The 23889-nt window shown below is 60.1% G+C and carries 18 protein-coding genes; 14 read left to right on the forward strand and 4 right to left on the reverse strand.

What is annotated here, in order from left to right:
• Positions 1 to 43 precede the first annotated feature (43 nt).
• The 13 genes from ade to A4R35_RS08810 all read left to right on the forward strand — a co-directional run bounded on the left by ade (position 44) and on the right by A4R35_RS08810 (position 16657).
• Positions 44 to 1780, forward strand: a complete 1737-nt coding sequence (ade, locus tag A4R35_RS08750) for an adenine deaminase (RefSeq protein ID WP_112428478.1) — start codon at positions 44 to 46, stop codon at positions 1778 to 1780.
• Positions 1781 to 1878: 98 nt separating this feature from the next.
• Positions 1879 to 2838 (forward strand): FAD binding domain-containing protein, encoded by a 960-nt coding sequence (locus A4R35_RS08755; protein ID WP_112428480.1) that lies wholly within the window; start codon positions 1879 to 1881, stop codon positions 2836 to 2838.
• 4 nt (positions 2839 to 2842) lie between these two features.
• Positions 2843 to 5779: a molybdopterin-dependent oxidoreductase gene (locus tag A4R35_RS08760; protein ID WP_112428482.1), complete on the forward strand. Its 2937-nt coding sequence runs from the start codon at positions 2843 to 2845 to the stop codon at positions 5777 to 5779.
• A 99-nt stretch (positions 5780 to 5878) separates the two neighbouring features.
• The gene (locus A4R35_RS08765; RefSeq protein WP_112428484.1) at positions 5879 to 6907 is read left to right on the forward strand and encodes an alpha-hydroxy acid oxidase; all 1029 of its coding nucleotides are present in this window, start codon (positions 5879 to 5881) and stop codon (positions 6905 to 6907) included.
• A gap of 151 nt (positions 6908 to 7058) precedes the next feature.
• Complete coding sequence (thrC, locus tag A4R35_RS08770) at positions 7059 to 8300, forward strand: threonine synthase (RefSeq protein ID WP_112428486.1); 1242 nt, start codon at positions 7059 to 7061, stop codon at positions 8298 to 8300.
• Positions 8301 to 8362: 62 nt separating this feature from the next.
• Complete coding sequence (locus A4R35_RS08775; protein WP_112428488.1) at positions 8363 to 9292, forward strand: amino acid kinase family protein; 930 nt, start codon at positions 8363 to 8365, stop codon at positions 9290 to 9292.
• Between the two features lie 354 nt (positions 9293 to 9646).
• Positions 9647 to 10666 carry a hypothetical protein gene (locus A4R35_RS08780; protein ID WP_112428490.1) on the forward strand — a complete coding sequence of 340 codons (1020 nt, stop codon included), beginning with the start codon at positions 9647 to 9649 and terminating at the stop codon, positions 10664 to 10666.
• An 80-nt stretch (positions 10667 to 10746) separates the two neighbouring features.
• Entirely contained in the window at positions 10747 to 11229 is a 483-nt protein-coding gene (locus A4R35_RS24640; protein ID WP_223258260.1) for a tetratricopeptide repeat protein, read from the forward strand.
• 10 nt (positions 11230 to 11239) lie between these two features.
• Positions 11240 to 12127 carry an ATP-binding protein gene (locus A4R35_RS24645; protein ID WP_223258261.1) on the forward strand — a complete coding sequence of 296 codons (888 nt, stop codon included), beginning with the start codon at positions 11240 to 11242 and terminating at the stop codon, positions 12125 to 12127.
• An 8-nt stretch (positions 12128 to 12135) separates the two neighbouring features.
• Positions 12136 to 13146, forward strand: a complete 1011-nt coding sequence (locus tag A4R35_RS08790) for a tetratricopeptide repeat protein (protein WP_189361564.1) — start codon at positions 12136 to 12138, stop codon at positions 13144 to 13146.
• Positions 13147 to 13247: 101 nt separating this feature from the next.
• On the forward strand, positions 13248 to 15248 hold the full coding sequence (locus tag A4R35_RS08795; RefSeq protein ID WP_189361566.1) for a serine/threonine-protein kinase: 2001 nt from the start codon (positions 13248 to 13250) through the stop codon (positions 15246 to 15248).
• A 280-nt stretch (positions 15249 to 15528) separates the two neighbouring features.
• Positions 15529 to 15837, forward strand: a complete 309-nt coding sequence (locus tag A4R35_RS08805; protein ID WP_112428498.1) for an antibiotic biosynthesis monooxygenase — start codon at positions 15529 to 15531, stop codon at positions 15835 to 15837.
• A gap of 325 nt (positions 15838 to 16162) precedes the next feature.
• Positions 16163 to 16657, forward strand: a complete 495-nt coding sequence (locus A4R35_RS08810) for a hypothetical protein (RefSeq protein WP_112428500.1) — start codon at positions 16163 to 16165, stop codon at positions 16655 to 16657.
• A 415-nt stretch (positions 16658 to 17072) separates the two neighbouring features.
• Here the strand turns inward: A4R35_RS08810 and A4R35_RS08820 are convergent, their stop codons facing one another.
• Positions 17073 to 17333, reverse strand: coding sequence for a hypothetical protein (locus A4R35_RS08820; RefSeq protein WP_112428504.1), 261 nt, complete (start codon positions 17331 to 17333; stop codon positions 17073 to 17075).
• A 529-nt stretch (positions 17334 to 17862) separates the two neighbouring features.
• Here A4R35_RS08820 and A4R35_RS08825 point away from each other — a divergent pair.
• Positions 17863 to 18882, forward strand: coding sequence for a tyrosine-type recombinase/integrase (locus A4R35_RS08825; protein WP_112428506.1), 1020 nt, complete (start codon positions 17863 to 17865; stop codon positions 18880 to 18882).
• Between the two features lie 212 nt (positions 18883 to 19094).
• On the opposite strand, the gene A4R35_RS08830 is transcribed toward A4R35_RS08825, so the two are convergent.
• The 3 genes from A4R35_RS08830 to A4R35_RS08840 all read right to left on the reverse strand — a co-directional run bounded on the left by A4R35_RS08830 (position 19095) and on the right by A4R35_RS08840 (position 23587).
• On the reverse strand, positions 19095 to 19670 hold the full coding sequence (locus A4R35_RS08830; protein WP_112428508.1) for a hypothetical protein: 576 nt from the start codon (positions 19668 to 19670) through the stop codon (positions 19095 to 19097).
• Between the two features lie 446 nt (positions 19671 to 20116).
• Positions 20117 to 22696: a ComEC/Rec2 family competence protein gene (locus A4R35_RS08835; protein ID WP_112428510.1), complete on the reverse strand. Its 2580-nt coding sequence runs from the start codon at positions 22694 to 22696 to the stop codon at positions 20117 to 20119.
• 39 nt (positions 22697 to 22735) lie between these two features.
• Positions 22736 to 23587, reverse strand: a complete 852-nt coding sequence (locus A4R35_RS08840; protein ID WP_189361568.1) for a helix-hairpin-helix domain-containing protein — start codon at positions 23585 to 23587, stop codon at positions 22736 to 22738.
• Positions 23588 to 23889: the final 302 nt, after the last annotated feature.

Consider the following 23889-nt stretch of genomic DNA (forward strand, 5'->3'; position numbering starts at 1 on the left):
AAACAGCCTCAAGCAGCCTATTTTCCGGCCAGGAGGTTCTTGAATGTACACGGTGGAAGGACTCCGGCAGCGCATTCGTGTGGCCCGAGGAGAGGAGCCTGCCGATCTGGTCCTGCGCAACGCCAGACTCGTCAATGTCTGCAGCGGCGAATGCTATCCCGCCGACATTGCCATTGCCGGCGGGCGGATTGCCGGCATCAGTGAACCGAGAGGTGACTATTGCGGCCAGCAAGAGCGCGACCTTGAGGGGCGCTGGCTCGCCCCGGGACTCATGGATGGGCACATGCACATTGAGAGCACGATGCTGGTCCTTTCAGAGTTTGCCCGCTTAGTCGTCCCTCGCGGCGTCACGGCAGTGATGCTTGATCCGCATGAGTTCGCCAATGTCTCCGGTGTCGCCGGCATCCGTTTCGTGCTAGAGACAGCGCGTGGTCTACCACTGGATGCCTTCGTGCTGCTCTCTTCTTGCGTTCCCGCCTCGCAGTACGAGACACCTTATCGCCCCTTGCTGGCCAGCGACCTGCTGCCCCTGCTCAGTGAGGAGCGGGTGCTTGGGCTGGCCGAGATGATGAACATGCCAGGTGTTCTCAACGGCGACGAGGAGGTACTGGCTAAAATTGCTGCCACCCTGAATCACGGTCTGGTCGTCGATGGCCATGCCCCAGGGCTGCAAGGGAGGGATCTCTGCGCCTATGCCTCCGCTGGTATCTCGTCCGACCACGAATGCACCACCGTCGCCGAAGCACGCGAGCGTCTGCGCCTGGGCATGTGGCTCATGATCCGCGAAGGCTCGGCGGCTCGCAATCTGGAGGCACTGCTTCCGCTCATACAGGAATTGCATCCACCGCGCGCCTTCTTTGTCACCGATGACCGCGATCCGCTGGATCTGTTGGAGCGCGGACATATCGATTCGATGGTGCGGCGGGCGATCGAGCTGGGTCTGGACCCAGTGGAGGCCATTCGCCTGGCGAGCTACAACACAGCCCAATATTTCCGTCTCAGCGACCGCGGGGCCATTGTTCCAGGGGCCCTGGCCGACCTGGTGGTGCTTGACGATCTGAGAACGTTCCAGGTGGAATCGGTCTATAAAAGCGGCCAGCTGGTTGCCCAGGGAGGGCGTTTGTTGATTGAGCCAGAAGCCGGTCAGCTACAAGACCTCAGCAATACTATCCGCATCGCCGCCTTGCGCGAGGAGGACCTGCGCATTACGGGTCGGCCCGGGCCAGTGGCAGTGATCGGCATCGAGCCAGGGCAGATTGTCACCCGTCACCTGCAACTAGAGGCATCCTTGCACGACGGCGAGATCGTGGCTGACCCCGAGCGCGATCTCTTGAAGCTGGTGGTCATCGAGCGCCACCATGCCAGCGGGCGCATCGGCCTGGGGCTTGTACAAGGTCTGGGGCTGAAGCGTGGCGCCCTTGCTTCTAGCGTCGCCCACGACGCCCACAACCTGGTCATTGCCGGCGTCAGTGATCATGACATCCTCAAGGCCGCCCAGGCCCTGGCAGCGATGGGAGGGGGGTTCGCCCTCGTCGTCGACGGCGAGCTGCGGGCCAGCGTTCCCCTTCCTCTGGCTGGTCTGGTCTCCGCCGCACCTATCTCCGAGCTAGTCGCCCGCCTGCGGGCCTTGGATGAGGCCGCCGCTACTCTCGGCTGCACCCTAGAGCATCCCTGCATGACCCTCAGCTTCCTTTCGCTCTCAGTTATTCCAGCCTTGAAGCTCACCGATCAAGGACTGATCGACGTTGAGCGCTTTGCACGGGTGCCACTGCAAAGTTAGCCAACCCATCAATCAGATCAGCACGCAGGCAAGTCGAGCCAGTGGTTTCTGGCTTGCCCAGCCGGGCCTTGAGGCAAGGAAAGTCCGAGGATTCTAGCATGCTGCCAAATCTACTTGAATATCACTGGGTCGAGGACGTCGATGATGCCCTCATTCTGCTCTCGCGTCCCGACATCAAAACGGTACCCCTGGCCGGGGGCACCTACCTGCTGGGCCAGAATGACGAAAGCATCCAGGCCGTAGTTGATCTGCGTGACCTGGGCCTGGCCTATATTTCAGAAGACCAGCGCGGGATTCGTATTGGAAGCATGACCACCTTGCAGAGCATGGCGGAGGCGCCACTGCTCAAGAGTTTTCTTGGTGGTCTGCTGGCTCAGGCAGCTCAGTACTCCGCGCCTTCACCTCTTATTCGCAACGCAGCCACACTGGGGGGCACGCTAGCACTCGGAGCCAGCTCCCAGGCCGATCTGCTCACAGCCCTGGCTGTCGTCGACGCCGAGGTTGTCCTGCGCTCCGGCCAGAAAACCCAGGTCGATCTGCGCGGCGGCACGCCAGAGCGCCCGGGTCTCGCGCTTTCAGGCGTCACCTACAAAGGGAAACAGGAACGGCGCGTCCCCTACCACCGGCTCCTATTGGAACGTCGCCCCCAGGAACTGATCATCGAAGTGCAGATCGCTCCCCCAGGCCGCGGCTGGGGTACAGCCCTGGAACGGGTTGGGCGGAGCGCCGTTGATACCGCCTTGCTCACTGCTGCTGCCCTGGTGGAGGTCGAAAATGGTCGCTATCGCAATGTGCGCCTGGCCCTCGGCGGGGTCAATATGGAGCCACAGCGCCTGCCCACCCTTGAGCGGCGCCTGGAAGGTCAACCTGTCCAGGACCTGCGCCTGCTGGCCACAGCTGTCCAGGCCGGCCTGGCCGACTTCCGTCCAGCCGCCGACTTTCGGGCCAGCCCGGGCTATCGGCGCGTTTGCGGGGCTAACCTGGCCTATCGCGCCCTCGAAGAAGCTGCGAACATAGCCCGCTGGCGCGATATTACGTCCTCGGAAGGGAGAGCGTAATCTCATGGAACTAGAACTACGCATCAATGGAGTAATCAAGAGCCTCGACGTCGCTCCCAACGAGTTGCTATTGAACGTCCTGCGGCGCGAAGGCTACTACAGTGTCAAGCACGGCTGCGATCATGGGCACTGCGGCGCCTGCACAGTGCTCATCGATGGTCTGCCCCGCCCCAGCTGCGTCATGCTCGCCATGCAGGCAGCCGGAGCCACGGTGACCACGGCTGAGGGGCTAGGCTCGCTTCACCGCCTCCATCCCCTACAGGAGACCTTCATCGACGCCGGCGCAGTCCACTGCGGCTTCTGTACCCCAGGTATGCTGCTTTCAGCCTACGCTCTCCTGCAACGTAATCCCAACCCTAGCGAGGAAGAGATCCGCGAAGCGCTGGCGGGGAATCTCTGCCGTTGCTCCGGCTACAACCGCCTTGTCCAGGCCGTTCAGCGCGCCGCCGCCCTGCTACGCGGCGAGGACATCGAGCCAATTAGTATCCCCGATAGCGGCGGTCGTACGCGCTCCTGGGATCTTGGACGCGCCTCACTGGAGCCATACGAGCAGACGGGCGCAGGAGTGCAGCGCGTGCAGGTCATGATGGGGCAACCAGAACGCCAGATCGATGCCATCAAGCTCGTCACAGGCAAGCCGGCCTTTGCTGACGACTGCGACTTGCCCGGTCTTCTGCATGCTCGCCTGCTCACAAGCCCCCACGCCCATGCCATCATCCGGGAGATCGATACCACGGAGGCGCGAGCTTTGCCGGGCGTGCACGCTGTCCTGACCTACAAAGACATTCCCCGCATTGCCTATACCAGTGCTGGTCAACCCTGGCCTGAGCCTGGGCCGCACGACCAGTACAGTCTGGACCATACCGTCCGCTACGTGGGGGACCGCGTGGCAGTCGTCGCCGCCGAGACAGCAGAAATCGCTGAGCAGGCGCTGAAGCTGATCAAGGTCGATTACGAGCCACTGCCCGCCGTTTTTGATCCCCGCCAGGCACTAGAGCCGGGGGCACCACGGCTGCACCCCGAACCAGAGTCGTATGGCATCTACGACTCCAATCGCAATATTGCATCTCACGTGCAGTTCGAGCAGGGCAATGTTGAGCGGGCCTTTGCCAGTGCCGAGCTGATCGTGGAAGGCGAATACATCCTTCCCCAGATCCAGCACGCCACCCTGGAAAATCACGTCGCTCTTACCTACTGGGACGAGGATGACCGGCTCGTCGTGCGCACCAGCAGCGAGGTGCCCTATCACGTGCGGCGCATTGTGGCAGCGCTGACCGGACTAGCGCCGCGGCGCATTCGGGTTATCGCCCCGCGTGTGGGTGGAGGCTTTGGGGGCAAGCACGATCTCATCGTCGAAGACCTCTGCGCTCTGCTCACCCTGGCCACCGATCGCCCCGTGCGCCTTGCATACAGCCGGGCGGACGAGTTTCGCAGCAGCCGTGTGGCGCCGAGCCAGATCATCCGCCTGAAGACCGGCTTGCGGCGTGACGGTACCATCATCGCGAACCAGATGCTGGTCCTGGTCAACGCTGGCGCCTACGGAGGCCAGGTCGCTTCCATCACTGTGGGCAGCGGGTTGAACAGTCTGCCTCTCTATCCTTGCCCGAGCCTACGCTACAGCGCCCAGGCGGTCTATACCAACCTGCCACCGGCTGGCGCATTCCGCAGCAACGGTGCTTTGGCGGGCCTCTTTGCCCTTGAAAGCCACATGGACGAGATCGCGCGTCGCCTGGGTATGGACCCGCTGGCTTTGCGGCGCAAAAACTGGCTCAAGGAGGGGGAAACCCTCCCTTTCCTCTCCCTGGTCAAAGCCAGTTACGAGTCCCCCACTCCCCAGCAGGCAGGTCTGGCTTCTCCCTACCCGGCAGAGGTACGGCTCACACACTGTGGGCTGCCTCGCTGTCTGCAGGTTGTCGAAGAGCAGCTCAACTGGCGCGAGAAACGTCGACAGGGACAGAGTGGCCCCGGTCAGAGCGGGCGCATCCAACGCGGTGTTGGCATCGCTCTGGCCATGCACCTGCCCACCTCTGCCCAATCCTCGCTGAGCAGCGCCACACTCAAGCTCAACGAGGACGGCTCCTTCAACCTGCTCATCAGCCTCCCTGAGAACGGCAACGGCAGCCATACCATCCTGGCCCAGATCGCCGCCGAGGTTCTCGGAGTACGTCCTGAAGATATTCTCATTCACCCTCCTGATACCGACAGCACACCCTTTGACACCAGCAGCGACCCCTCCTCCTCCCTCTACGCCTGTGTTCACGCTGTCAGGCAGGCAGCAGAGCAGGTTCGACAGCAACTACTCAGCGTTGCTGCTCGGCTGCTCAAGGTGCCAGCAGAGAGCCTCTCGCTGGCCGACTATCAGATCAGCGCCCCAGGCGGTAAGAGCCTCAGCCTCTCTCAGGTAGCGCTGCAGGCTCTCTATGGCGAGCAACCGACGCCGATCAGTGCCACCTCCTCCTGGAACGCTGTCTGCAACGTTCCTACCTTTGCCGCCCAAGGTGTCGAGGTTGAAGTCGACACCGCGACAGGCGCGACGCGCGTGCTCAAGGTTGTCTCAGCGATCGACGGCGGTCACATTGTCAACCCTGTTCTTGCCGAGGGGCAGATCGAGGGTGGCATTGCTCAAGGACTCAGTTACAGCCTATGCGAGGAAATGGTGTATGATCAGCAGGGGAACTTGCTGACGACTAATCTGAATGACTACCGGATCTTCAGTGCTCGCGATATGCCCGAGACGAGCATTGTCCTTATGGAGGGCGACAGCTCCGACCCGTTCGACATCCGCGACATTGGCGAGATCGCCATCGCCGCAGTGGCCCCGGCCCTGGCCAACGCCGTTGCAGACGCGCTCGGCGTGCGCCTGCGCCAGCTTCCACTGACTCCCGAGCGCGTCTTGCACGCCCTCTACGTAGTCAGACAGCAGGCAGCAAGGCCAGCCTGAGCAGTGTCGACCACTGGCTGGCATCAGACCACCATCAGGGTGGGCAGTCTGACGAAGTGGCCCATGAGCAAGCGGGGAAGCAAAAAGGGAGAAAGCTCAATGGACCTGATTAACGTCTTCGACTACGAGGCCCTGGCCCGTGAGCGCATCGACATCAGCTCCTGGGTTTACTACGCCTGTGGAGCCGACGACGAAGTGACACTACGGGCCAATCGCAGCGCCTTTGAGCGCATCAAACTTAGACCACGGGTCCTGGTTGACGTCAGTCAGATTGACCTGACAACAACAGTGCTTGGTATGAGCCTGCCAATGCCCATTTTCATCGCGCCAACGGCTTTACAAGGCCTGGCTCATCCCAAGGGAGAGTGCGAGATGGCCCGCGGCGCCGCCCTGGCCGGCACTTTGCTGGTAGTGAGTACCTCCGCCAGCCGCAGTCTGGAGGAGGTGGCCGCAGCCGCCGGCGGGCCACTCTGGTTTCAGCTCTATATCACGACGCGCCCGACCGCTCAGCGCCTGGTCGAGCGAGCAGAGGCCGCCGGCTATCAGGGCCTGGTGCTGACGGTCGACACGCCGCGCTGGGGGAACAAAGAGCGCGCCGCGCGCTATCCACTCAGCCGCAGCATTCGCAAGGCCAACTTCGAGAATGAGAGCGAGGGTGACCTGCCCGATCCCTCCTGTACCTGGGAGATCATTCCCTGGCTGCGCTCGCTCACTCGCCTGCCGTTGATTCTGAAAGGAATTCTGACAGGCGAGGACGCTCAGCGGGCCTGTGAGCACGGCGTAGACGCCATCATCGTCTCGAATCACGGAGGGCGCCAGCTTGACAGCGTACCCGCCACCATCGAAGTCCTACCGGAGATCGTCGAGGCCGTGGCAGGGCGCTGCGAGGTCTACCTGGATGGAGGAATCAGACGCGGCACCGATATCCTCAAGGCACTGGCCCTGGGGGCGCGGGCGGTTCTTGTTGGGCGTCCCCCTCTTTGGGGCCTGGCCGTCAACGGGGCCCAGGGGGTGGCCGACGTCCTGGCTATGCTACGTGACGAGCTGGAGCAAGCGATGGCCCTGGCAGGCTGCCCTCACCTGACCAGCATCGATCGCTCCCTCGTCAGGCTCCCCCATGTGCCATAATAGCAAGCGGTGGGATCAGTGGAGCAACAGAACAAGCTCCTCTCTCCCGCTGATACCAACAGGGCTGGCAGCCAGCCGCAGTCGCGCGCTCTCCAGCCATACAAACAACAACTCATTTCAACTTACTGCATATCAATAAAGGACAGGTTCTATGCTGTTAGCGAGCCATATTCTGAAGCTAGAATGTGTTCTCTGCGGCAGTAGCTATACTCCGGGCAGCGTTACCTATACCTGCCCGAACTGCGGTCCCCAGGGCACTCTTTTAGTTCAGTATGACTACGACCAGATTCGTTGGAATTACCATGCCGAGAGCCGTGATCCCTCAATTCGACGCTATCGCCCCTTTCTTCCCATTCCTTACGGCAATCGCTTGCCGCCGCTAATCGTCGGGGGAACGCCGCTCTACCCGGCAGAGCGACTACGCAAGCACCTGAATATGCGCAACCTCTGGCTGAAGGATGAAACGCGCAATCCCAGCGGTTCATATACCGACCGCGGGGCATTTGTCGCGACCAGTCTGGCCCTGCCAGAGGAGCGCAAGCTGGCCTGCGCCTCGACAGGCAACAGCGCTCTGGCGCTGAGTCAGCAAGCGGCGGCCCTGGGACTGAGCTGTCAGCTCTTTCTCCCCTTGCGCAGCGCCCGTAAGCTCGCCGGGGTCCTGCAGCTATGCGGGGCCAGGATCTTTGCTGTTGATGGCAGCTACGACGATGCCTTTGACCTGAGCATCGAGGCCACGGCAAAATTCGGCTGGTACAACGTCAATATCGGTTACAACCCCTACATTGTCGAGGGACTCAAGACCGTTGGCCTGGAAATTGCCGAGCAATTGGGGCACGCCGTTCCCGACGCTATTCTGGTGCCCGTGGCCGATGGCGGCTTGATCAGCGGCATCTACCGCGGCTTCGAAGATCTGCGTCAGCTCGGCATCGTTCGCCAGATTCCGCGTCTCATCGCCGTGCAGGCCGAAGGTGCGCCGGCTTTCGTACGCTCCCTTGGGAACGAGGCCCTGCGCCAGCCAGAGATCGTTTCTCCGACAACTCAGGTGGAGAGCCTCGCTGTCGGTCATCCCCACAATGGAGCAATGGCCCTGCGACACGTGCGTCAGAGCGGCGGCTTTGGGATCACCGTCAGCGATGAGGCCCTGCTCAAGGCCCGCCAAGAGCTGGCCGCCCTGACCGGTATCTTCGTTGAACCAGCGGGAGCGGCCTCCTACGCGGCCCTGCTGCAGTTACTTGAGGAAGGCAAGATCAAGCGCCACGAGATGGTAGTCCTGTTAGCCACAGCTAGCGGTCAGCGTAGCGGTGAGACAATTGAGCAGCGCGAAGACGAGCTTGTTACGCTCGCCAGAGGCAGCGAAGGGCTGCAATCCCTGGAGCTGCAAGTCAGCGCCTGAGCGCACAGCAGCAAACGCTCGCTGGCCAGTGGAGAGAACTATCCGAGGAGGATACCCGTTCAATGAGCAAGCTGGCTGTCGTTGCCATAGGCGGTAACTCACTCATCGAAGACGAGGGAGACAGGGACGGACCTGGGCAGCTTGAGGCCATATGTGCGTCAGCGAAGTATGTTGTCGACCTGGTCGTCAACGGCTGGAACGTGGTCATTGCCCACGACAACACCCCCCAGCTGAATCAGCCAGACGAGCCTCTTCCTCACGGGTCCCTGCGCTCTTCCCAGTGGTCCCCTGCCAGTTTCCTGGCAGGACTGCAGGGAAGATTGGGCTATCTGATTCAGCAGGCCCTGGATCATGAGCTGCAGCACCGGGGATTGAATCGCCGCAGTGCCTGCCTGCTCACGCGGCTCATCGTCAGCCCAGAGGACGATGAGACAACGCTCGCCCAGCCTGTCAGATGGCCTCCAGCCGAGGCCCAGACAACGGAGGAGGCAGAGGCCTGCACGACCGGCTTGGCAAGCAACAAGGGAGAGACCAGGACCAGGCTGGAGCCACGGGAGCTGGTAGAACAGGAGGCCATCAAAACCCTGCTCCAGGCCGGCTTCATTGTGATTGCCGCAGCTGGCGGCAGTATCCCGGTGGTACGCGATGGAGAGGGAGGCCTCTGCCCGGTGGAGGCCAGACTCCATAGCGATCTAGTCGCTAGCTTCCTGGCTACGCAGCTGAATGCCGACCTTTTCCTGATCGCCACGACAGCCGAGAGGGTGGTCCTCTTTCCCCAACAGACGGGAGGAGCTTATCCTTTGGATATGCTCACCCTGGCCGAGCTGCGCCAATATGAGGCCGATGGACACTTCTCCAACGCGCGCCAGCAATCACAGATTCGCGCCGTCATCCGCTACCTGGAGCGCGGTGGCGGCGCAGCCTTGCTCACCTGTCCCCAGGCGATTGGGCGCGCGTTGGCCGGGCGCACTGGGACCTGGGTGCTGCCCTAGGCGGAGGGGGGAGGATAACCAAGAGTTATCCCCTCTGGAGCGGTCGCTGGGGGCTGCCCCCGCTCATATCTCCGCCTGCTTGGCCAGAAACCGGAGCAGAGAAGCTAGCTTCTCTCCGCAGAGCTGGCTTCCTGCCCAGCCTCCGAACAGCTAGCCTTTGTTGACCGAGATCAGCCAACCCTCAGCCTAACTGTCTGGCAGAAGCAAGCATAGCCGCTAGTGTAGAATAACAATAGGGGTTATCCTTCGCAGCAAGAGGAGCCTGCCAGTCCCCCCTTGATAGCCAGCAAAGCGCAGTCCTGCTATAATAGCACTATGCCAAGAGACGGCATGAAGTGAGGGGAAGAGCACCTTATGGCCAGTCGCATGCCTTCACGCCCGCGAGCAAGCGACACACTTCGCTCGCTGTTGCGTCTTATACCCTGGAAGCTGCTGCTCCTCTTAATCCTGTTTGGGGCGATTGTTACCCCCGTTTTCAGCTATAGCTTCCATCTGGGGGGTCGCCTCATGCCGGCTATCAGCGGTTTTTTTTACGCGCTTGGGGTACCAGCGACACCGGTGCCGACACCCTATCCGGCCTTTGCCCAGGCCTTGCCACAGCCAGGCCCTGTGCTCTACACCGTACAGGAAGGGGACAACTGCGACGAGATCCTGACTGTTCAAATGCACATGGCGGACGCCAGCCAGATCTTCAGTGATGCCAAACCGGAGACTGTGCGGGCCTTGAGTTCGGCCATCGGCCAAGACTGCCACAAGCTCCAGCCAGGGATGGTCATCCGGCTCTCGCCACAGTATCCTCTGATGGCACTCGGCGGAATCATCCTGAAGGCGCGGCCCGTCACGCCGCCCCAGGTTCTGCCAACGCCGCTCATTCCCGTGCCGACTCCACCAGACCAGGGGATCGATTGCTCGCAGGGCTGCACCATGCAGGTGCGTATCGCTCCGGGCGTCGTGGTCAATGTCGATGCCACGACCAACGTACCCGTGCAAAACGGTTCCTGGATCTGGGCCTTCGCTACCTATCCGCTGGCACATGTTACCGGGATGAGCAACTACCCCTATGCCAACCCCCAGACTTCGCTCAACGGCGCTACTCTGCACGCCTGTCAGATTCAGATCAACGACACCTACGATGATCACTCCTCTTCCTGCGACGAATTCCAGCCCAACACCATCGATGACGATGGAGGAGCCTGGTTGCTCGGCGTGGTTGGACCAAGCAGCCTCGATCATTGGAAGCTCCCGTTGCATCTCCCCCAGGGGACGCGCGTCCTTCTCTGGCTCAGCCTGGACGCGCATGGCAACCTGACCTTCCACAAGGGGAATGAAGTCTATCGCTACGATGAGCAGCAGCAGATCTATGTACGGGTGTAGGCTGTCTGCCAGACAGCCTACACCCCTCTTTCTTGCTTGATCCTCTTCAAACTAAGGTCTCAGTGAGGCAGAGCAAAGCGATGAGCAACCAGGAAGACGAACAGACTATTGAGATCCTCAAAGAAGCTCTGGCAGTCAGCCCTGAGAACGTTCCGCTACGGAGGCACCTGGCCGAGCTACAGTTGCGACTGGGCCGGATCGAGGAAGCGATTGAGCAGTTCCAGGCCGTACTGGAGCGCAGTAACGATCACGCGAGCCGCGTTAATCTCGGGCGCGCCTACTATCAGCGCGGCGACTTCGAGCGCGCGGAGCAGCTTTTACAGACCGCCCTAGAGCAACAGGCCACTCCCGAGCTTTACCTGCTCCTTTCCAAAAATGCCTTCGCGCGCCAGGAGTACGAACGTGCAGGCCATTACTACGACCAGGCCCTGAAGGCGGACGAGAGCCTGCGCGAGAGCAGCTACGAAGAGGAGCTGGCCCGACAAGGCATAGTGATCAGAAGAGGAGCTGGCCCGACAAGGCATAGTGATCAGAGGCAAGCTGCGCCTGCTGCGCTTTGCTGAAGTAGAGGAGATGGAGGCCGACCAAGAGCTAATTGAGCAGCCTACCACCAGCTTCAAGGACGTCGGCGGTCTGGAGGAAATCAAAGAGCAGATCCGTATGCAGATCCTCTATCCACTCCAGCAGCCCGCTCTCTTTCAACGCTTTGGAAAGCGCATTGGCGGCGGCATTCTACTCTATGGGCCTCCTGGGTGCGGGAAAACCTTTCTGGCCAGAGCAGCAGCAGGGGAAAGCCAGTGTAGCTTCATCAATATTGCTATCCATGATATTCTAGATATGTATATCGGGAACAGCGAGAAGAACCTTCACGGGATCTTCGAGCTGGCACGGCGTAATCGCCCGGCGATCGTCTTCATCGACGAGCTGGATGCCCTCGGAGGGAGCCGGCAGCAAATGCGCTTCCACGGTCTCCGCATCTTAACTAACCAGCTGCTGCTAGAGCTGGATAGCATCGCCGCTAATAACAGCGAGATCCTCGTGCTGGGAGCGACTAATAGCCCCTGGTTTGTCGACAGCTCCTTGCGCCGGCCTGGGCGCTTCGACCGCATTCTCTTTGTACCGCCCCCGGACCTGGAGGCGCGCTGCGCGATTCTGCGCATCTACCTGGAGGAGAAACCTACTGAGGCCATCGATTACCCACAGCTCGCCCGGCAGATGGAGAAATTCTCAGGCGCCGATATTCGCGCTGTCTGTGAGCGGGCGACAGAGGCCGTGCTGAGTGAAGCGATCAAAACGGGGCAGCCGCGCCCCCTGCGCACTAGCGATCTGCTAGCAGCCCTCAAACAGATCCGTCCCTCCACACTTGAATGGTTTGCTACAGCCAAAAATTACGCCACTTACAGCAATGAGGGAGGACTCTACGACGATGTGCTCCGTTTTCTGCAGAAGGCCAAATGGTAACCATGACCATGAGCGAAAAGACAGGGAAGACCCAGGACGAGGTGGCGGCCAGGGAAAACTATAGGAAAGCCATTGTTGCTTTGAACCTCAAGCGGCCACAGCTGGCGCTGGAGCTGATGAGCAAGGTCTTGCGCGTTCAGCCCGAGAACACCCACGCCCTGGCCCTGATGGCCGCGGCGGCCTTGCGGAACAAGGACTACGTCCAGGCAGAGGACGCCATACGGGAAGCCCTACGGCTTGATCCCCAGTCCAGCAGGAATCATCTGCTCTATGGAATTATCCTGCTGGCAAAATCACAGCCGCTGCCGGCCCAGAGAGAGTTGGAGAAGGCTAGAGAGCTTGAACCCCTTAATCCCTGGCCCTACTACTTTCTCGGAGCAAGCTATCTCTCCTTCAGACCACAGCCCTTAGCAGACAAGGCCCGCCCCTACGTCTACAAAGCCGTGGAGCTTGACCCCGAAGAGGCACGCCTGCAAGCGCTGCTCGCATACCAAGCCAGCATCGATGGCAATCTGACCCTGGCACAGCAAGCCTATCTTCGCGCCCTAGCACGCGAACCACAGAACGCAGCGATTCTCAGTGACTACGGCGATTTCCTGCTCAACTACCAGGCCCGCCCTCAAGAGGCTCTGCACCTCCTCAAGGAGGCAATCCGCCTGGACCCTCAAGAGAAAACGACGCAGCAGCGCTTGCTACAAGCTATCCGAGCGGCCCACCCACTCTACCAGCCCATTCTCAGCTATCGCACTCTTCTTCGGCGCTTGCCACCATCCCTGAGAAGGGGGGTTGGCTGTGGAGCCGTGCTCCTTATCCTCGTTATTGGCAGACTGCTCCTCTTCTTAGTAAATCAGATCGCAGAACTCTCCATTACAGAGAGAAGTCCGCAGTTATTAAATATAGCTGTTGCTATGATGTGCCTCGGCTTTTTGATTATCTCTCCTTATGGATTGTTCCTGATCTACCGCGCAGTCATGCCACCGCTCTTGCTCTTTCTTATCAAGCGAGGTTGGATCAAGTAACGAAAGGGAGGGTCAACCGTTGTATCTATAGGGAGATGCCCCCTAGCGGCGGGCAAGATAGCATTCTCCAAGACCGTGAGACTTCAATCGGGAGAAGATGCATGGCAGGTCTGGAGGGAAAGACCCTCGAACGCTATGAAATACGTCGGCTCATTGGCAAAGGAGGCATGGCCGACGTCTATGAGGGCTACGACCTGGCGGTTGAGCGCACCGTGGCGATCAAGGTGTTCAAGCGAGAAGACGAGGAGCTGCTGCGACGCTTTATCCGCGAGGCGCGCCTGATGGCCTCGCTCAAGCACGAGCATCTGGTGCCGATTTATGACACTGGCTCGGGCGAGATTGATGGCCTGACCTGGTACTATATTGTGATGCCTTTCATGGAAGGAGGAACGCTGCGGGCCCGTATCCGGCAGGGGCCTCTGCCGCTGAGCGAAGCCTGCCGCAGCCTGCGCGAGATTGCCGCGGCTCTCGACTACATTCATCGTCAGGGAATCATCCATCGTGATATCAAGTCCTCTAACGTGCTGCTCGACGCCGACGGGCACTGCTATCTCTCCGATTTTGGCATCGCGCGCACTACCAGCGACGCCACGCAGCTCACCAGCACCGGTAACGTCCTTGGCACCGTCGAATATGTTGCGCCGGAGTTGTTCGAGGGGGACAACCGGGCCAACGTACGCAGTGACCTCTACTCGCTTGGGGTCCTGCTCTTCGAGATGGTCACCGGGCGCCTGCCATTCACCGCTGAGAATCCCATCGCGGTCGTCACGATGCACATCAGCAAGCCACCTCCGCCGCCGCACCTCTATGCTGCCCACGTCAGTCCCGCCGTCGAGCAGGTGATTCTCAAAGGATTGGAGAAGCGGCCCGAGCTACGTTATAGCAGCGCCAGCGAGCTGGCTGAGGCATTCTGCCAGGCGGTCGCCAGCAGCAGCCGGGCTTTGGCCAGAGGAGCCACCGCCCAGCAGTACCAGGGCTGGACCCAGGCCAGCACCTATAGCGCAGGCACTCCAGGAACAGGGGCACCACAGCCACTGGTGCTGCGTAGCATGGGCAGCATAGGTACGCCCACGCCGCCTCAACCAACCTCTTACCCTCCTCCCGGGCAAACCAACGCTGCAGCAACCGTGCCGCCTCCATTGGGTGCGGGCTATCCTGACTATGGACAGCAGCAGCATTATAGACAATATGAGCAATACGGGGCCCAGCCAGGCACGGCCTCCACTCGCCGGGGTCTGTTCATTGCCAGCCTGGCCCTCGTCCTGCTCCTTGCCATCTCCATTCCCCTAGCTCTGGCCTTCTTCTCCTCGCCACACCAGGGAACGAACGGGAGTCCCACGGTCTCCAGCGGCCAGGCCAGCGGACAGCAGCAGACACCCACAGCCACGCCTAACCTGACCGCTACCGCACAGGCCCAAGCCACGGCGACCGCCGAGGCGCAGGTGCAAGCCACGCGTACAGCCGTGGCCGGGGCTACGGCTACTGCACAGGCCCAGGCTACCGCGACTGCGGCAGTCTGGCAGACCGCCACCGCAGGCAGGCTGGTCTATAGCGATGCGCTGACCAACGCCGATAATCCGGCGACCAGACAAGCTAACTGGGACCGCAGCGGTCATTGCCTCTTTGGAGGTGATGGCTACCACGTTGTTCAGGCTGTCAGTCTGACAACAACGCAGCGCATTTGCCATGAAGCGAACTATAGTTACGGCAATATCGCCCTCAGCGTGCAGATGAAGATCCTGAGCGGCGCCTCGGGAGGCGTTTTCATTCGCCTCCACCCTAACCTCTTCAGCCTCTCCTCGGGCTATCTCTTCGAGGTTGATAGCCAGGGCCGTTACCGGATCGCCAGATTCGACGGGGGTATTGAACAGCCTTTCGCTGACTGGGCCTCTTCTCCGGCTTTGCAGTCTGGCGCCGGTGTCGCCAATACGCTGCAGATCATTGCCAACGGGAGCAGCCTCTCGTTCTACGCTAACAACGTTTACCTGACCACAGTTAGCGATAACAGCTATACAGATGGCAATATCGGCTTTCTTGGCACTGCGGGCGATAACGATGCCAACGTGGTCTATAGCAATCTGGCTATCTACGCGCTAAGCTGAACCAGCAGCAGCTTGCTGGCGTTATGCCTCTGGACCTCTCCTCTGGCGGGATGAGCCAGGCCAGCGGCAATTAGCCAGGCAGCTACCTGACCAGGATAGAGACCCCGCCAAGCTGGCTTGTGCGAAAGCTGGCTGGCGGCGCCTTGCTTTTTTGGCCGCGTCATAGTGCCCATAGCTGTGCTTGCTAAAGGCCTGGGTTAAGAGGTACAACAACAGCATCGGCCCGGTATCCGATGCGGCAATGTCCTTCATTGTAGTCAGACAGAAAGGAAAATATTCCATGTATGGAACAGTCGCCCACTGTCGGATCAAACCCGGAGCAGAGGCACAGCTCCTGGCAGAGTTACGCGAGTTTGAGCAGGCGCATGTGCCTGGAACCGTTGCAACGCTTGTCTACCGCATGGATGCCGATGACCGTGAGTGCTATATCGCTGTAGCTTTCAGCGACAAAGAAGCTTACCTGGCCAACGCTCGCAGCGAGGAGCAGGATCAGCGTTATCACCAGATGCTACGCTGGCTAGAGGGACCACCGGAGTGGCACGACGGTGAGATAGTAGCCCATCTGGGGCTGCCAGTACAAAGTAGGTAGCCAGAGCAGGCGATCTGGCTCCATCTAACCTGGCCTTCAGAACCAGACAAGCAGTCCTGTTAGTCTGAGCTTTGATAACACGAGGGCGATGTCAACCGCCTTCTCTGGCGCGCAGCACGGAGCGACAGCGAGGGCGGTAGATATCGCCCTACTGGCAATAGCCCGGGTTATGTGGTATCGTAAATAGCGGAAGGATACAGAATCCGACTCTCCTGGTCTCACCTGGCAGCAGCATTGAGGCACGACGCTGCTCCATCGCAACACGGTACCAGGAGAAGAGGCCAGAACAGGTGGTCTCAGTCCTGGGAAGGACGGTTGACAAGCAATGAAAAAAGCGGAACGCAAGCGCTCGCCGTTACTAGCCACTCTGGGGGATCTGAATCGGCCTCTACGCGTTCGCCCGGTGCGTCTGTGGGGACGCGAATGGTGGGCCATTGCCCCAGAGGATACCTGGCCCGGCATGGTTATGGACCTGCGTCGCCTGGGCTTCGAAGCCACGGCCTGGGGAGAGGAAGTACTTGTGCGCGAGAGCGCGCCAGCTTACGAGCCGCAGCTCGAAGGTCCGGCTGCGCCAGAAGGACTACGCGCCTTCCCTACGATGCGGCCCACTATCCGTGTCTGGAAGGAGTCCCGACCGGCGCGCTATAGCGACTGGGGGCGTGTGGCCAGCGTTGAGGAGAGCGAGGAGGTGGATGAGGAGTTCGAGCCAGAGGATCTGGAGGTACCCCTTTACTCTCTGGACAGCGAGGAAGAGGTGGAGGAGACAGATAGCCTGGAAGCCGAAGGGGAGTCGGGAAGCCAAGGGAGCAAACCAGAGTAATCGCCTGGACCGCCTGACACGCCTCATCCGTTTGAGCGCCTGGCCTGAGCGAGTGGGTGGGTGAGTGGCCAGGTGTCGCTGGTCAGTTTACTCTACGTCAGGGCCAGGACCGTCTGGCGCTTTTCTAGTACTACAGCAAGATAACGCCTATCAGGTAAAGACCTCAGCCGATTGCTCCTCCACAATGCCAGGACAATCCGGGTGAGGTCTCTTGATTTCTGCTCCGCAGCTGCGGTACACCTTTAGTGAAGTCCCTGCAGGGGACAGGTCCCACCAGATTTCACTTGCATCCTTACCCTCTATCTGGGAAGCTGTTTCCCCCGCCAGGATCACTGCCAGGGTCTGCTTTTGGGTTCTGGCCTCGGCGTCAGCGCTTTCTCTGGTCATTGAGCAATGACCGCACTCTCCAGCAGGATCAGCGATGGACGCAATTGGAGCCCGTATGCCAGGGCTGCTGTAGAAGATGAGGCACTGACCGATGGTCATGGCTATGGCCAGGAGAATCGGCAGCCAGAGCCACCAGCGGCCCCAGTCTGAGCAGGGCCAGGGCGAAGACCAGAAGCGGGAAGGAGCACACCATAAGGCGGGCCGCCAGCGCATCGGGAGCTGCCGGGAAGCGAATGACTGGCAGATCACCCTCAATGCTCCCCGGTTGCCAGAGCTTCCCAAAGTGCATAGACAGCAGAAATGAAAGGGTGCTCTAATGACGTTCCACCTAGAGCCAGGCCCCACACTTGAAATCTTCCTCGCGCCTCAGCGTCCAAGGGGCTGGGCAGATCGCCGGGTAGCAGGCCGCGGATTGATCCAGGAGCTAACGTAGTCTGGAGTCGTCAAACCGAGATCGTGATAGACCCCCAACAGGACCGTGCGACCGTGCCATCACTTCATAGAAACGAGCATCAAAGAGGGGAAGGGGAACGCAGGCTGTCGCAACCGTCAGGTTATAGGTTGCAGGCACCGCGAAGGCCAGGCTCGCCCCGCCTATCACAAGGAACAGCACAGGCAGGTGTCTCATTCAGATCAAAGAACCATCTTCTCCGGGCATTGCGCGAGGAGCGCAAGTTCTCCTTGCTTGAGGCATGACGAGCAGGGGAAAGGAGTCACAGGAAGCGAGTACGAAGGTTGAACAGTGCTGGCTTCTCCTGCTATAATGAAACACAAAAAGAACAGCTTCAGAGCATGAAACTACCACTGGAGAGCAGCTCATGCACGAGGATAGTCAGAAGAAGCGGCCAACGGAGAGCGTAGCGCAAGAAGAGCCTGTTGTAGTACAAGCTGGTCTTTTCCCGGGAGCTACGCAGGTCGTCACGCAGCCAGCGGACCCACGTGAGGTTCCATTTCCCCCTCTGGTGCGTACGCAGCCTTTGACAGAGCAGTCCAGCTTAGCAGCCTGCGCTTTACCCTATCAGCAGGAGCTGAAGCTGCGGGGAAAATCGAACTATACCGTTACCTGCTTTCTTTCTGACCTCAAGATGTTCACCGAATTCATGGGGCCGGAGACACCGGTTGGCAGAATCACCAAAGAGGATCTTGTCGACTGGCTCATGAAGTTGAAATTTGGCAACAAAGATCATACACCGGCCCCCAAGACCATGGCGCGGCGCGTCACCTTTCTCAAGAACTTCTTTTCCTGGCTGGCACGCGAAGGGGTGATCCGCGAAGATCCATCGGCGAGCCTCATCCTGGAGCGCCCGTTGCCGCCGCTGCCGGAGCTTCTCTTTGAGGAAGAGATCGAGCGACTGCTCAGAGCGGCAGCCGAAGATGTGCGCTGTCTCTGTCTGATCTATCTGACACTGCACGCGGGTCTCAAAAAAGAAGAGATCATGATTCTCAAACCAGAGCACATTGACCTCTCCAATCCACAGCAGCCGTTAGTGAGTATCCATTTTCCTCCCTCAACAGGCAAGCAGCACCGCGAGCGCAGCCTGGTCTTGCCGCCCGAGTTTAGCGACATTGTGCGCGAATATTTAGGAAAATATCAGCACCAGCCTGGCGAGACGCTCTTTAACTGCACCGATCGCAATCTCAACTATATTTTGGCCCGCGCGGTCAAAGCAGCCGGAATCAAGAAGCGGGTGACGCTACAACTGTTGCGCGATACCTTTGCCGTCCGTCAGTTGCGGGCTGGGGTCTCTTTTGAGACGCTGCGTGAGCGGCTGGGTCTCTCTGATGAAGCCTGGCTCGAATCGCGAGAGAAGTATCGGCGCCTGGCCTTTCCCGTCTGATTACTCTTATTACTCTTTACTCCTATGACGTCGCCACCGCCCTACAGGGACGGCTTCTATCAGACAGATCGAGGGCCACAGGGCAGGGCCGCCCCGAGCCAGCTGCCCAGTAGCGAGTCGAGGGCCTGAGTGCAATTGTTTCTCTCCACTGTCGTCCTTGTCTTCCGCATATGCAGGTAAGGATAGAGATACTCCTTTCTAACCTAGTTATTCTACCACTGACGCTGCGGTGGAGGAGGCATCGGCATCAAGCGACGAGCAGCCTGGCGATCCAGATAGTTATTCAACAGCACGCTATTGATGACCAGTCCCACAATCAGCAAGAGCTTGAAACCGCAGCACACCGGCCAGATGATCAAGGAGACCAGCAGGAGTGGCCAGAGAACTACAATGCTGCCGACCAGGAGCAGCACCCCAGGAAGGGTCTCGCCGACCATCAGCCAGCCAATGCCGTAGATATTCAAAAGAAGAGATAACAACAGCTCGACGATGAGAGGCGCCACCTCCTTTTGAGGCTGCACGACCATCACATTGACCTGCTGAGGTGGAGAGTAGGGCGTATAGGACAAGGGAGCCTGCTGAGGCTGGGAATCAGCATAGGACCCGGGGCTAGAACCTGGCCAGTCGCTGGGGCTATAGTATGAAAATGGCTCGCTCGTGCTCCCTGGCGTCTCAGGGCCTCCCGATGGGGGAGTATAGTCACCGGAGACCGTGGTCAGCGAGCCGCAGACGGGACAGATCGCCACATGATGGGGGCTATCATAGCCACAGCGTTCACAGCGGCTCATAAGACGTAGATGCTCCTTCCTTTGCTATCCTGACTAATTGCCAATGACTCCCCCTATGATAGCATGGACAACCACTATAGCAATAGTGCTGCTGCTTATTGCCTGTCCCGTCCACCCCGCATATCAGCAGAAGATGGACAGGCAGAACCGATGAGCCCGATGAGATCCAGGCCGCTGTTTTACCTCAGTGGTTCTAACAGCCAGAAGCTCAGCACGGTAGTGGTAGCAAACATGGCGCCATCCTTGCTTCCCACCGAGGCGGTTTCTCAACAGCCTTCTTCAGAGAGTTCGTGCCTTTCTCATCGCCAACTCATCCTGAAATGAAGACGTTCAGCCGATCTTTTCTCATCCTCATCCATGTTCGCCTACAATGCGATGCCCGAGAGACGTTAGATCTCAGGACATCTCTTCTCGTCGAATGAGCTGCGACCTGGAGAGCGCGGCAATCACGGGGCAGCCAGGCCAAAAGACCAACCAGTCGGGCCAGTCTGCAATGTGAAGGCAGCTGGCGCTCTGAGCAAAAACGTATGCTTCAAGCCAGAAGGGACAATGAAGGGCCGCTCGCCAGTCTTCACCGCAACGGGTTTTTGCATTGCTGCTGGCGAGCGATGAGTCGTCACATGCACCACCAGTAAGGATGGATGCAACAGCTCCAGCAGGCGAGAGAAAGCGGGGGGTGGTTGCTGACCAGCAGTCAGCGTGGCCAGTACCACATTATCCTGACCTGGAGAGGATGATCCGACAGCGGTCAGCAATCCACTGAGCGCATAGGCGCTCTGCGCTGCCTCCCCCAGGAGCAAGAGGTGCAAACCCGGAGCAACCAGGCGCAGGACCAGAGCGTTATTGCGTGCCTCATCGCCTCCACGGTGGAGGGGGGATGGAGGCCAGAGCACTTCCAGACGCAGATTTGGCCCTGGCGAGAGCGCTTGGCCTTGACGGAGCGTCTGGTAGGGGACGCCATCTTCCCGGAGGGTACGACGCCAGAGTGCGTAGGCTGCCCCTGGGTGTAGCACCCCCCCATCCAGGGCCTGGCCGATCTCAAAGCGCGATGCAGCATCCTGGAGGCCTGTTAAATGAGAGAGCAAAGGAGTAGACAGCACCAGCCAGTCAATGTGGCGTTGCCACAAGGGCAGGCGGTGATCCAGTACCTGAGCGAGGGCCGTCGCATCAGGGCCGCCGTCGATCAAGAGCACGCCCCCGTGGGCCATCTGGACCAGCATCGCAGGACCAGTGCTTCCCGAAGGGGACGCTAACGAGAAGAGCGTCAGCACCAGTCCAGCACTCTCCTGGCTCAGCAGCGCACGCAGGCCCGTCGCCAGCAGGAGCAAGAGCGCCAGGGCTACCTGTCCGCCAAGGAGCAAGCCCCGATGGCGGCCATGTTCCTTCCCCGGCGTTGAACGACTTGCTCCAGTCTGCCTGAGGCCATTTTCAGGGAATGGGACAAACAACGACGGACAAGAGCGCCAGCCCAGTCCCAAGGCGCCAGCCAAAACCGTATAGTAGCCCCAGGCCAGCGGAAGCGAAAGCGGCCAGCCCGCCGTACTCAACCAGGCCAACGGGAGTCGAGCGCAGAAAGCCACAGCGCCAATTACATAGTGCAGAGGGAACCAGGCGAGCCAGCCCACAACCACGGCCAGAGGAAAGCTCATCGCTCCCAGCAGACAGATCGCCACGCCCAGCAAGAGCAACAGCTCCAGCAAAGGGACCGTCACCAAATTAGCCAACGGCGCCACCAACGAGAGCTGAGCAAAGGTCAGAGCGAAGATCGGCAAGGTTGCTACCTGGGCTGCCAGCGTGACCGCCAGAGCCTCCACCAGCAGCGAACCAGCCGGGAAATGCTCCAGCCACAGCAGCGGTCGGGTAAAGAGGGGAGCCAGGAGCACAATCCCCCATGTTCCCAGAAACGAGAGCTGGAAACCGCTATCCCAGAGGATAAACGGATCGACAAAACTCATCGCCAGAGCAGTCGCCGCCAGAGCAGTATATACATGGTAGCTGCGCCCCAGGCGGGGAGCAAGAACCAGGAGCGCCCCCATGAAACCAGCTCGCAAGGCCGCTGGCCCTGTGCCACTGAGCACCGTATAGGCAGCAATCGTCAGCAGCTGGAGCAGACAGAGCAGCCACAGCCAGCGCTGAGAGCGCCGACGCTGAGCCGGCAGGAGACGCCAATCGTCAGGCTTCTGGCGAGCCAGGGGCTGCAGTGGCAGTGCAATCAGGCCGGCGAGTAGCGTCACCTTAAAGCCACTGGGGACAATCAAATGAGCAGTGCCCGTCACATTGAATAGGGGTGTCAGCGGCAGCAGAGCGGGCGTCCGTAAGCCGAGCAGGATCGCCACCAGCAGCGCTGCCTCGGGCTGGGGCAAAGCTCTTGCGATCAAAGCCGCCAGCCGGAAGCGAAGCGTATAGAGCAAAGCCAGCAAAGGATTCCCTCCGTGCCGTCTGACCGAGAGACGAGGGAAGACCATCAACGCCTGCAGATCTGGAGCATCATTGCTGGCTGGTGGCACGAGGTGCCCACGCAGCAGGACTTCATCGCCGTAAGCTGGACCATAGGGATCATCGAGCAAGGTGCCAGAAGTGAAGACAGCGATCTCGCCATGCCGCGGCTGCCAGTGTAAGCCACCATCGCTGCTCACCTCGGCCACGCTCACCGTGAGGCGACGGGCATGCCCCTCCAGAGCAGGAGGCGCACTCACCTCACCGCGAACGACCATCTCGCTGGTCCCCGCCGGGGAACGCAGCAAACTGACCAGAGCCTGAGGATCATGACGAGGGTCGGCCAGCGTCATATGCCAGGCACCACCAAGCAACGTTGACAGGAAGAGCAAAAGCCCACCGGCCATCTCCCAACGGCGCCAGCCAACAACGGTTGCCACGACCGTTGCCAGGAGTGGCAGCGGGAGCCAGAGCGAGGGAAGCTGCAGCCAATAGGCAAGCAGTATCCCTGCCAGCCAGCCCGAGCAGGCGACTATCAGCGGTAGCTTCCGCAGCCGTAGCCGAGCTTCTCTCAGGAGCAGCAACGACATGACAATCCCCTCTTTCCCTACTGCGCTGCCTTACATCGCTCAGACCGTCACCAGATTCTTAATGCGGTCGTAGATCGAGCGACTCACGACCTGGAGAAGCTGATCGACTGCCGTATAGGGGCCATGCTGGAGACGATAGTTCACAATATTCTGGGCAGTTGTTGCACTGACATGCAATTGCTGGCGCAGCTCATCAACGCCGGCAGTGTTGATATTCACCAGAGCTGAGGAAGAGGCAGCAGGACTGCTGGAGACAGAGCCGGCACCTTCCTGCGCTGAGCCATTGACAGCAATGGGTGGAGGGGCCTCACCAACTCGTGTCACATAGATTTCCTCGCCATCGTGGAGGACAGCGGCCAGATTGAGAGCCACCAGATTGGCCTCGGGCAAGGGGCCGCCTGCAGCTTGCAGTAGCTGATAGACGCGGGCGCCCGCGGGCAGTGTATAGACCCCGGGATGGCGAACAGCTCCGACAATATAAACCTCAATACTGGCAGCAGGCGTCAGTGCCGTGGCAGGAGCAACCGTCGCTGTGGCAGTCACCACGGGCACCCGACCCTCTGCTGAAGCTGGGGTCAGCGCAGTCGCTGTGCCGCCAGATGGAGCTGATACCAGAGGCGCCTCGGCAGGTGCTGCTTCCTGCCAGAGAAGATAGAGCGTCACCGCCAGCACCACAGAGAGTCCCAGCGCCACCGCCCGGAGCACGCGCTGCCTGACCGTTGGCGGAGCAGCCGGGACCGGCAGCTTCAGCGTCTCAGCCAGCACCAGCTCCTCTTCGCCGTGTCCGTCGTTTTCCGCGGCGGGGGTCAAAACTTCAGAGAATCGCGAATGGCCGCCAAGGCCAACGGGTAGAGTAGGCGAGAAGGATAGATGTTCGTGGCTATTTTCCATAGGCCCAACCCTTTCTACGTATTCCCTGTTCCCTGAAAATATGGGGGCATAATAACACGGCATTTACCTATCTGTCAATAGCTAAATGCGGCAATCTAATGAAGCAGCGAACAGATCAAATAATCAGCTAAGAAGCAGACAGTAAAATAAGGAGGCCGCTAGCCAAGAGACGGAACTAGTCAGGAAGGCCGGCTGGAACGGCCCCAGGCGGGAAAGGCAAGCCTCTGAGCGGGAACGGCCAGTGAGAGGGGAGACTACGAGGGAAGGAGCAGCGCCAGAGCCTGGCAGTGACATATCCCTGC

Source organism: Thermogemmatispora tikiterensis (genome assembly GCF_003268475.1).
GTDB classification, from domain to species: domain Bacteria; phylum Chloroflexota; class Ktedonobacteria; order Ktedonobacterales; family Ktedonobacteraceae; genus Thermogemmatispora; species Thermogemmatispora tikiterensis.

What these genes read in the sequence shown, in the direction of transcription:
- ade (WP_112428478.1), top strand. Translation starts at nt 44, where the DNA reads ATGTACACGGTGGAAGGACTCCGGCAGCGCATTCGTGTGGCCCGAGGA.
- A4R35_RS08755 (WP_112428480.1), top strand. Translation starts at nt 1,879, where the DNA reads ATGCTGCCAAATCTACTTGAATATCACTGGGTCGAGGACGTCGATGAT.
- A4R35_RS08760 (WP_112428482.1), top strand. Translation starts at nt 2,843, where the DNA reads ATGGAACTAGAACTACGCATCAATGGAGTAATCAAGAGCCTCGACGTC.
- A4R35_RS08765 (WP_112428484.1), top strand. Translation starts at nt 5,879, where the DNA reads ATGGACCTGATTAACGTCTTCGACTACGAGGCCCTGGCCCGTGAGCGC.
- thrC (WP_112428486.1), top strand. Translation starts at nt 7,059, where the DNA reads ATGCTGTTAGCGAGCCATATTCTGAAGCTAGAATGTGTTCTCTGCGGC.
- A4R35_RS08775 (WP_112428488.1), top strand. Translation starts at nt 8,363, where the DNA reads ATGAGCAAGCTGGCTGTCGTTGCCATAGGCGGTAACTCACTCATCGAA.
- A4R35_RS08780 (WP_112428490.1), top strand. Translation starts at nt 9,647, where the DNA reads ATGGCCAGTCGCATGCCTTCACGCCCGCGAGCAAGCGACACACTTCGC.
- A4R35_RS24640 (WP_223258260.1), top strand. Translation starts at nt 10,747, where the DNA reads ATGAGCAACCAGGAAGACGAACAGACTATTGAGATCCTCAAAGAAGCT.
- A4R35_RS24645 (WP_223258261.1), top strand. Translation starts at nt 11,240, where the DNA reads ATGGAGGCCGACCAAGAGCTAATTGAGCAGCCTACCACCAGCTTCAAG.
- A4R35_RS08790 (WP_189361564.1), top strand. Translation starts at nt 12,136, where the DNA reads ATGAGCGAAAAGACAGGGAAGACCCAGGACGAGGTGGCGGCCAGGGAA.
- A4R35_RS08795 (WP_189361566.1), top strand. Translation starts at nt 13,248, where the DNA reads ATGGCAGGTCTGGAGGGAAAGACCCTCGAACGCTATGAAATACGTCGG.
- A4R35_RS08805 (WP_112428498.1), top strand. Translation starts at nt 15,529, where the DNA reads ATGTATGGAACAGTCGCCCACTGTCGGATCAAACCCGGAGCAGAGGCA.
- A4R35_RS08810 (WP_112428500.1), top strand. Translation starts at nt 16,163, where the DNA reads ATGAAAAAAGCGGAACGCAAGCGCTCGCCGTTACTAGCCACTCTGGGG.
- A4R35_RS08820 (WP_112428504.1), bottom strand. Translation starts at nt 17,333, where the DNA reads ATGCACTTTGGGAAGCTCTGGCAACCGGGGAGCATTGAGGGTGATCTG.
- A4R35_RS08825 (WP_112428506.1), top strand. Translation starts at nt 17,863, where the DNA reads ATGCACGAGGATAGTCAGAAGAAGCGGCCAACGGAGAGCGTAGCGCAA.
- A4R35_RS08830 (WP_112428508.1), bottom strand. Translation starts at nt 19,670, where the DNA reads ATGAGCCGCTGTGAACGCTGTGGCTATGATAGCCCCCATCATGTGGCG.
- A4R35_RS08835 (WP_112428510.1), bottom strand. Translation starts at nt 22,696, where the DNA reads ATGTCGTTGCTGCTCCTGAGAGAAGCTCGGCTACGGCTGCGGAAGCTA.
- A4R35_RS08840 (WP_189361568.1), bottom strand. Translation starts at nt 23,587, where the DNA reads ATGGAAAATAGCCACGAACATCTATCCTTCTCGCCTACTCTACCCGTT.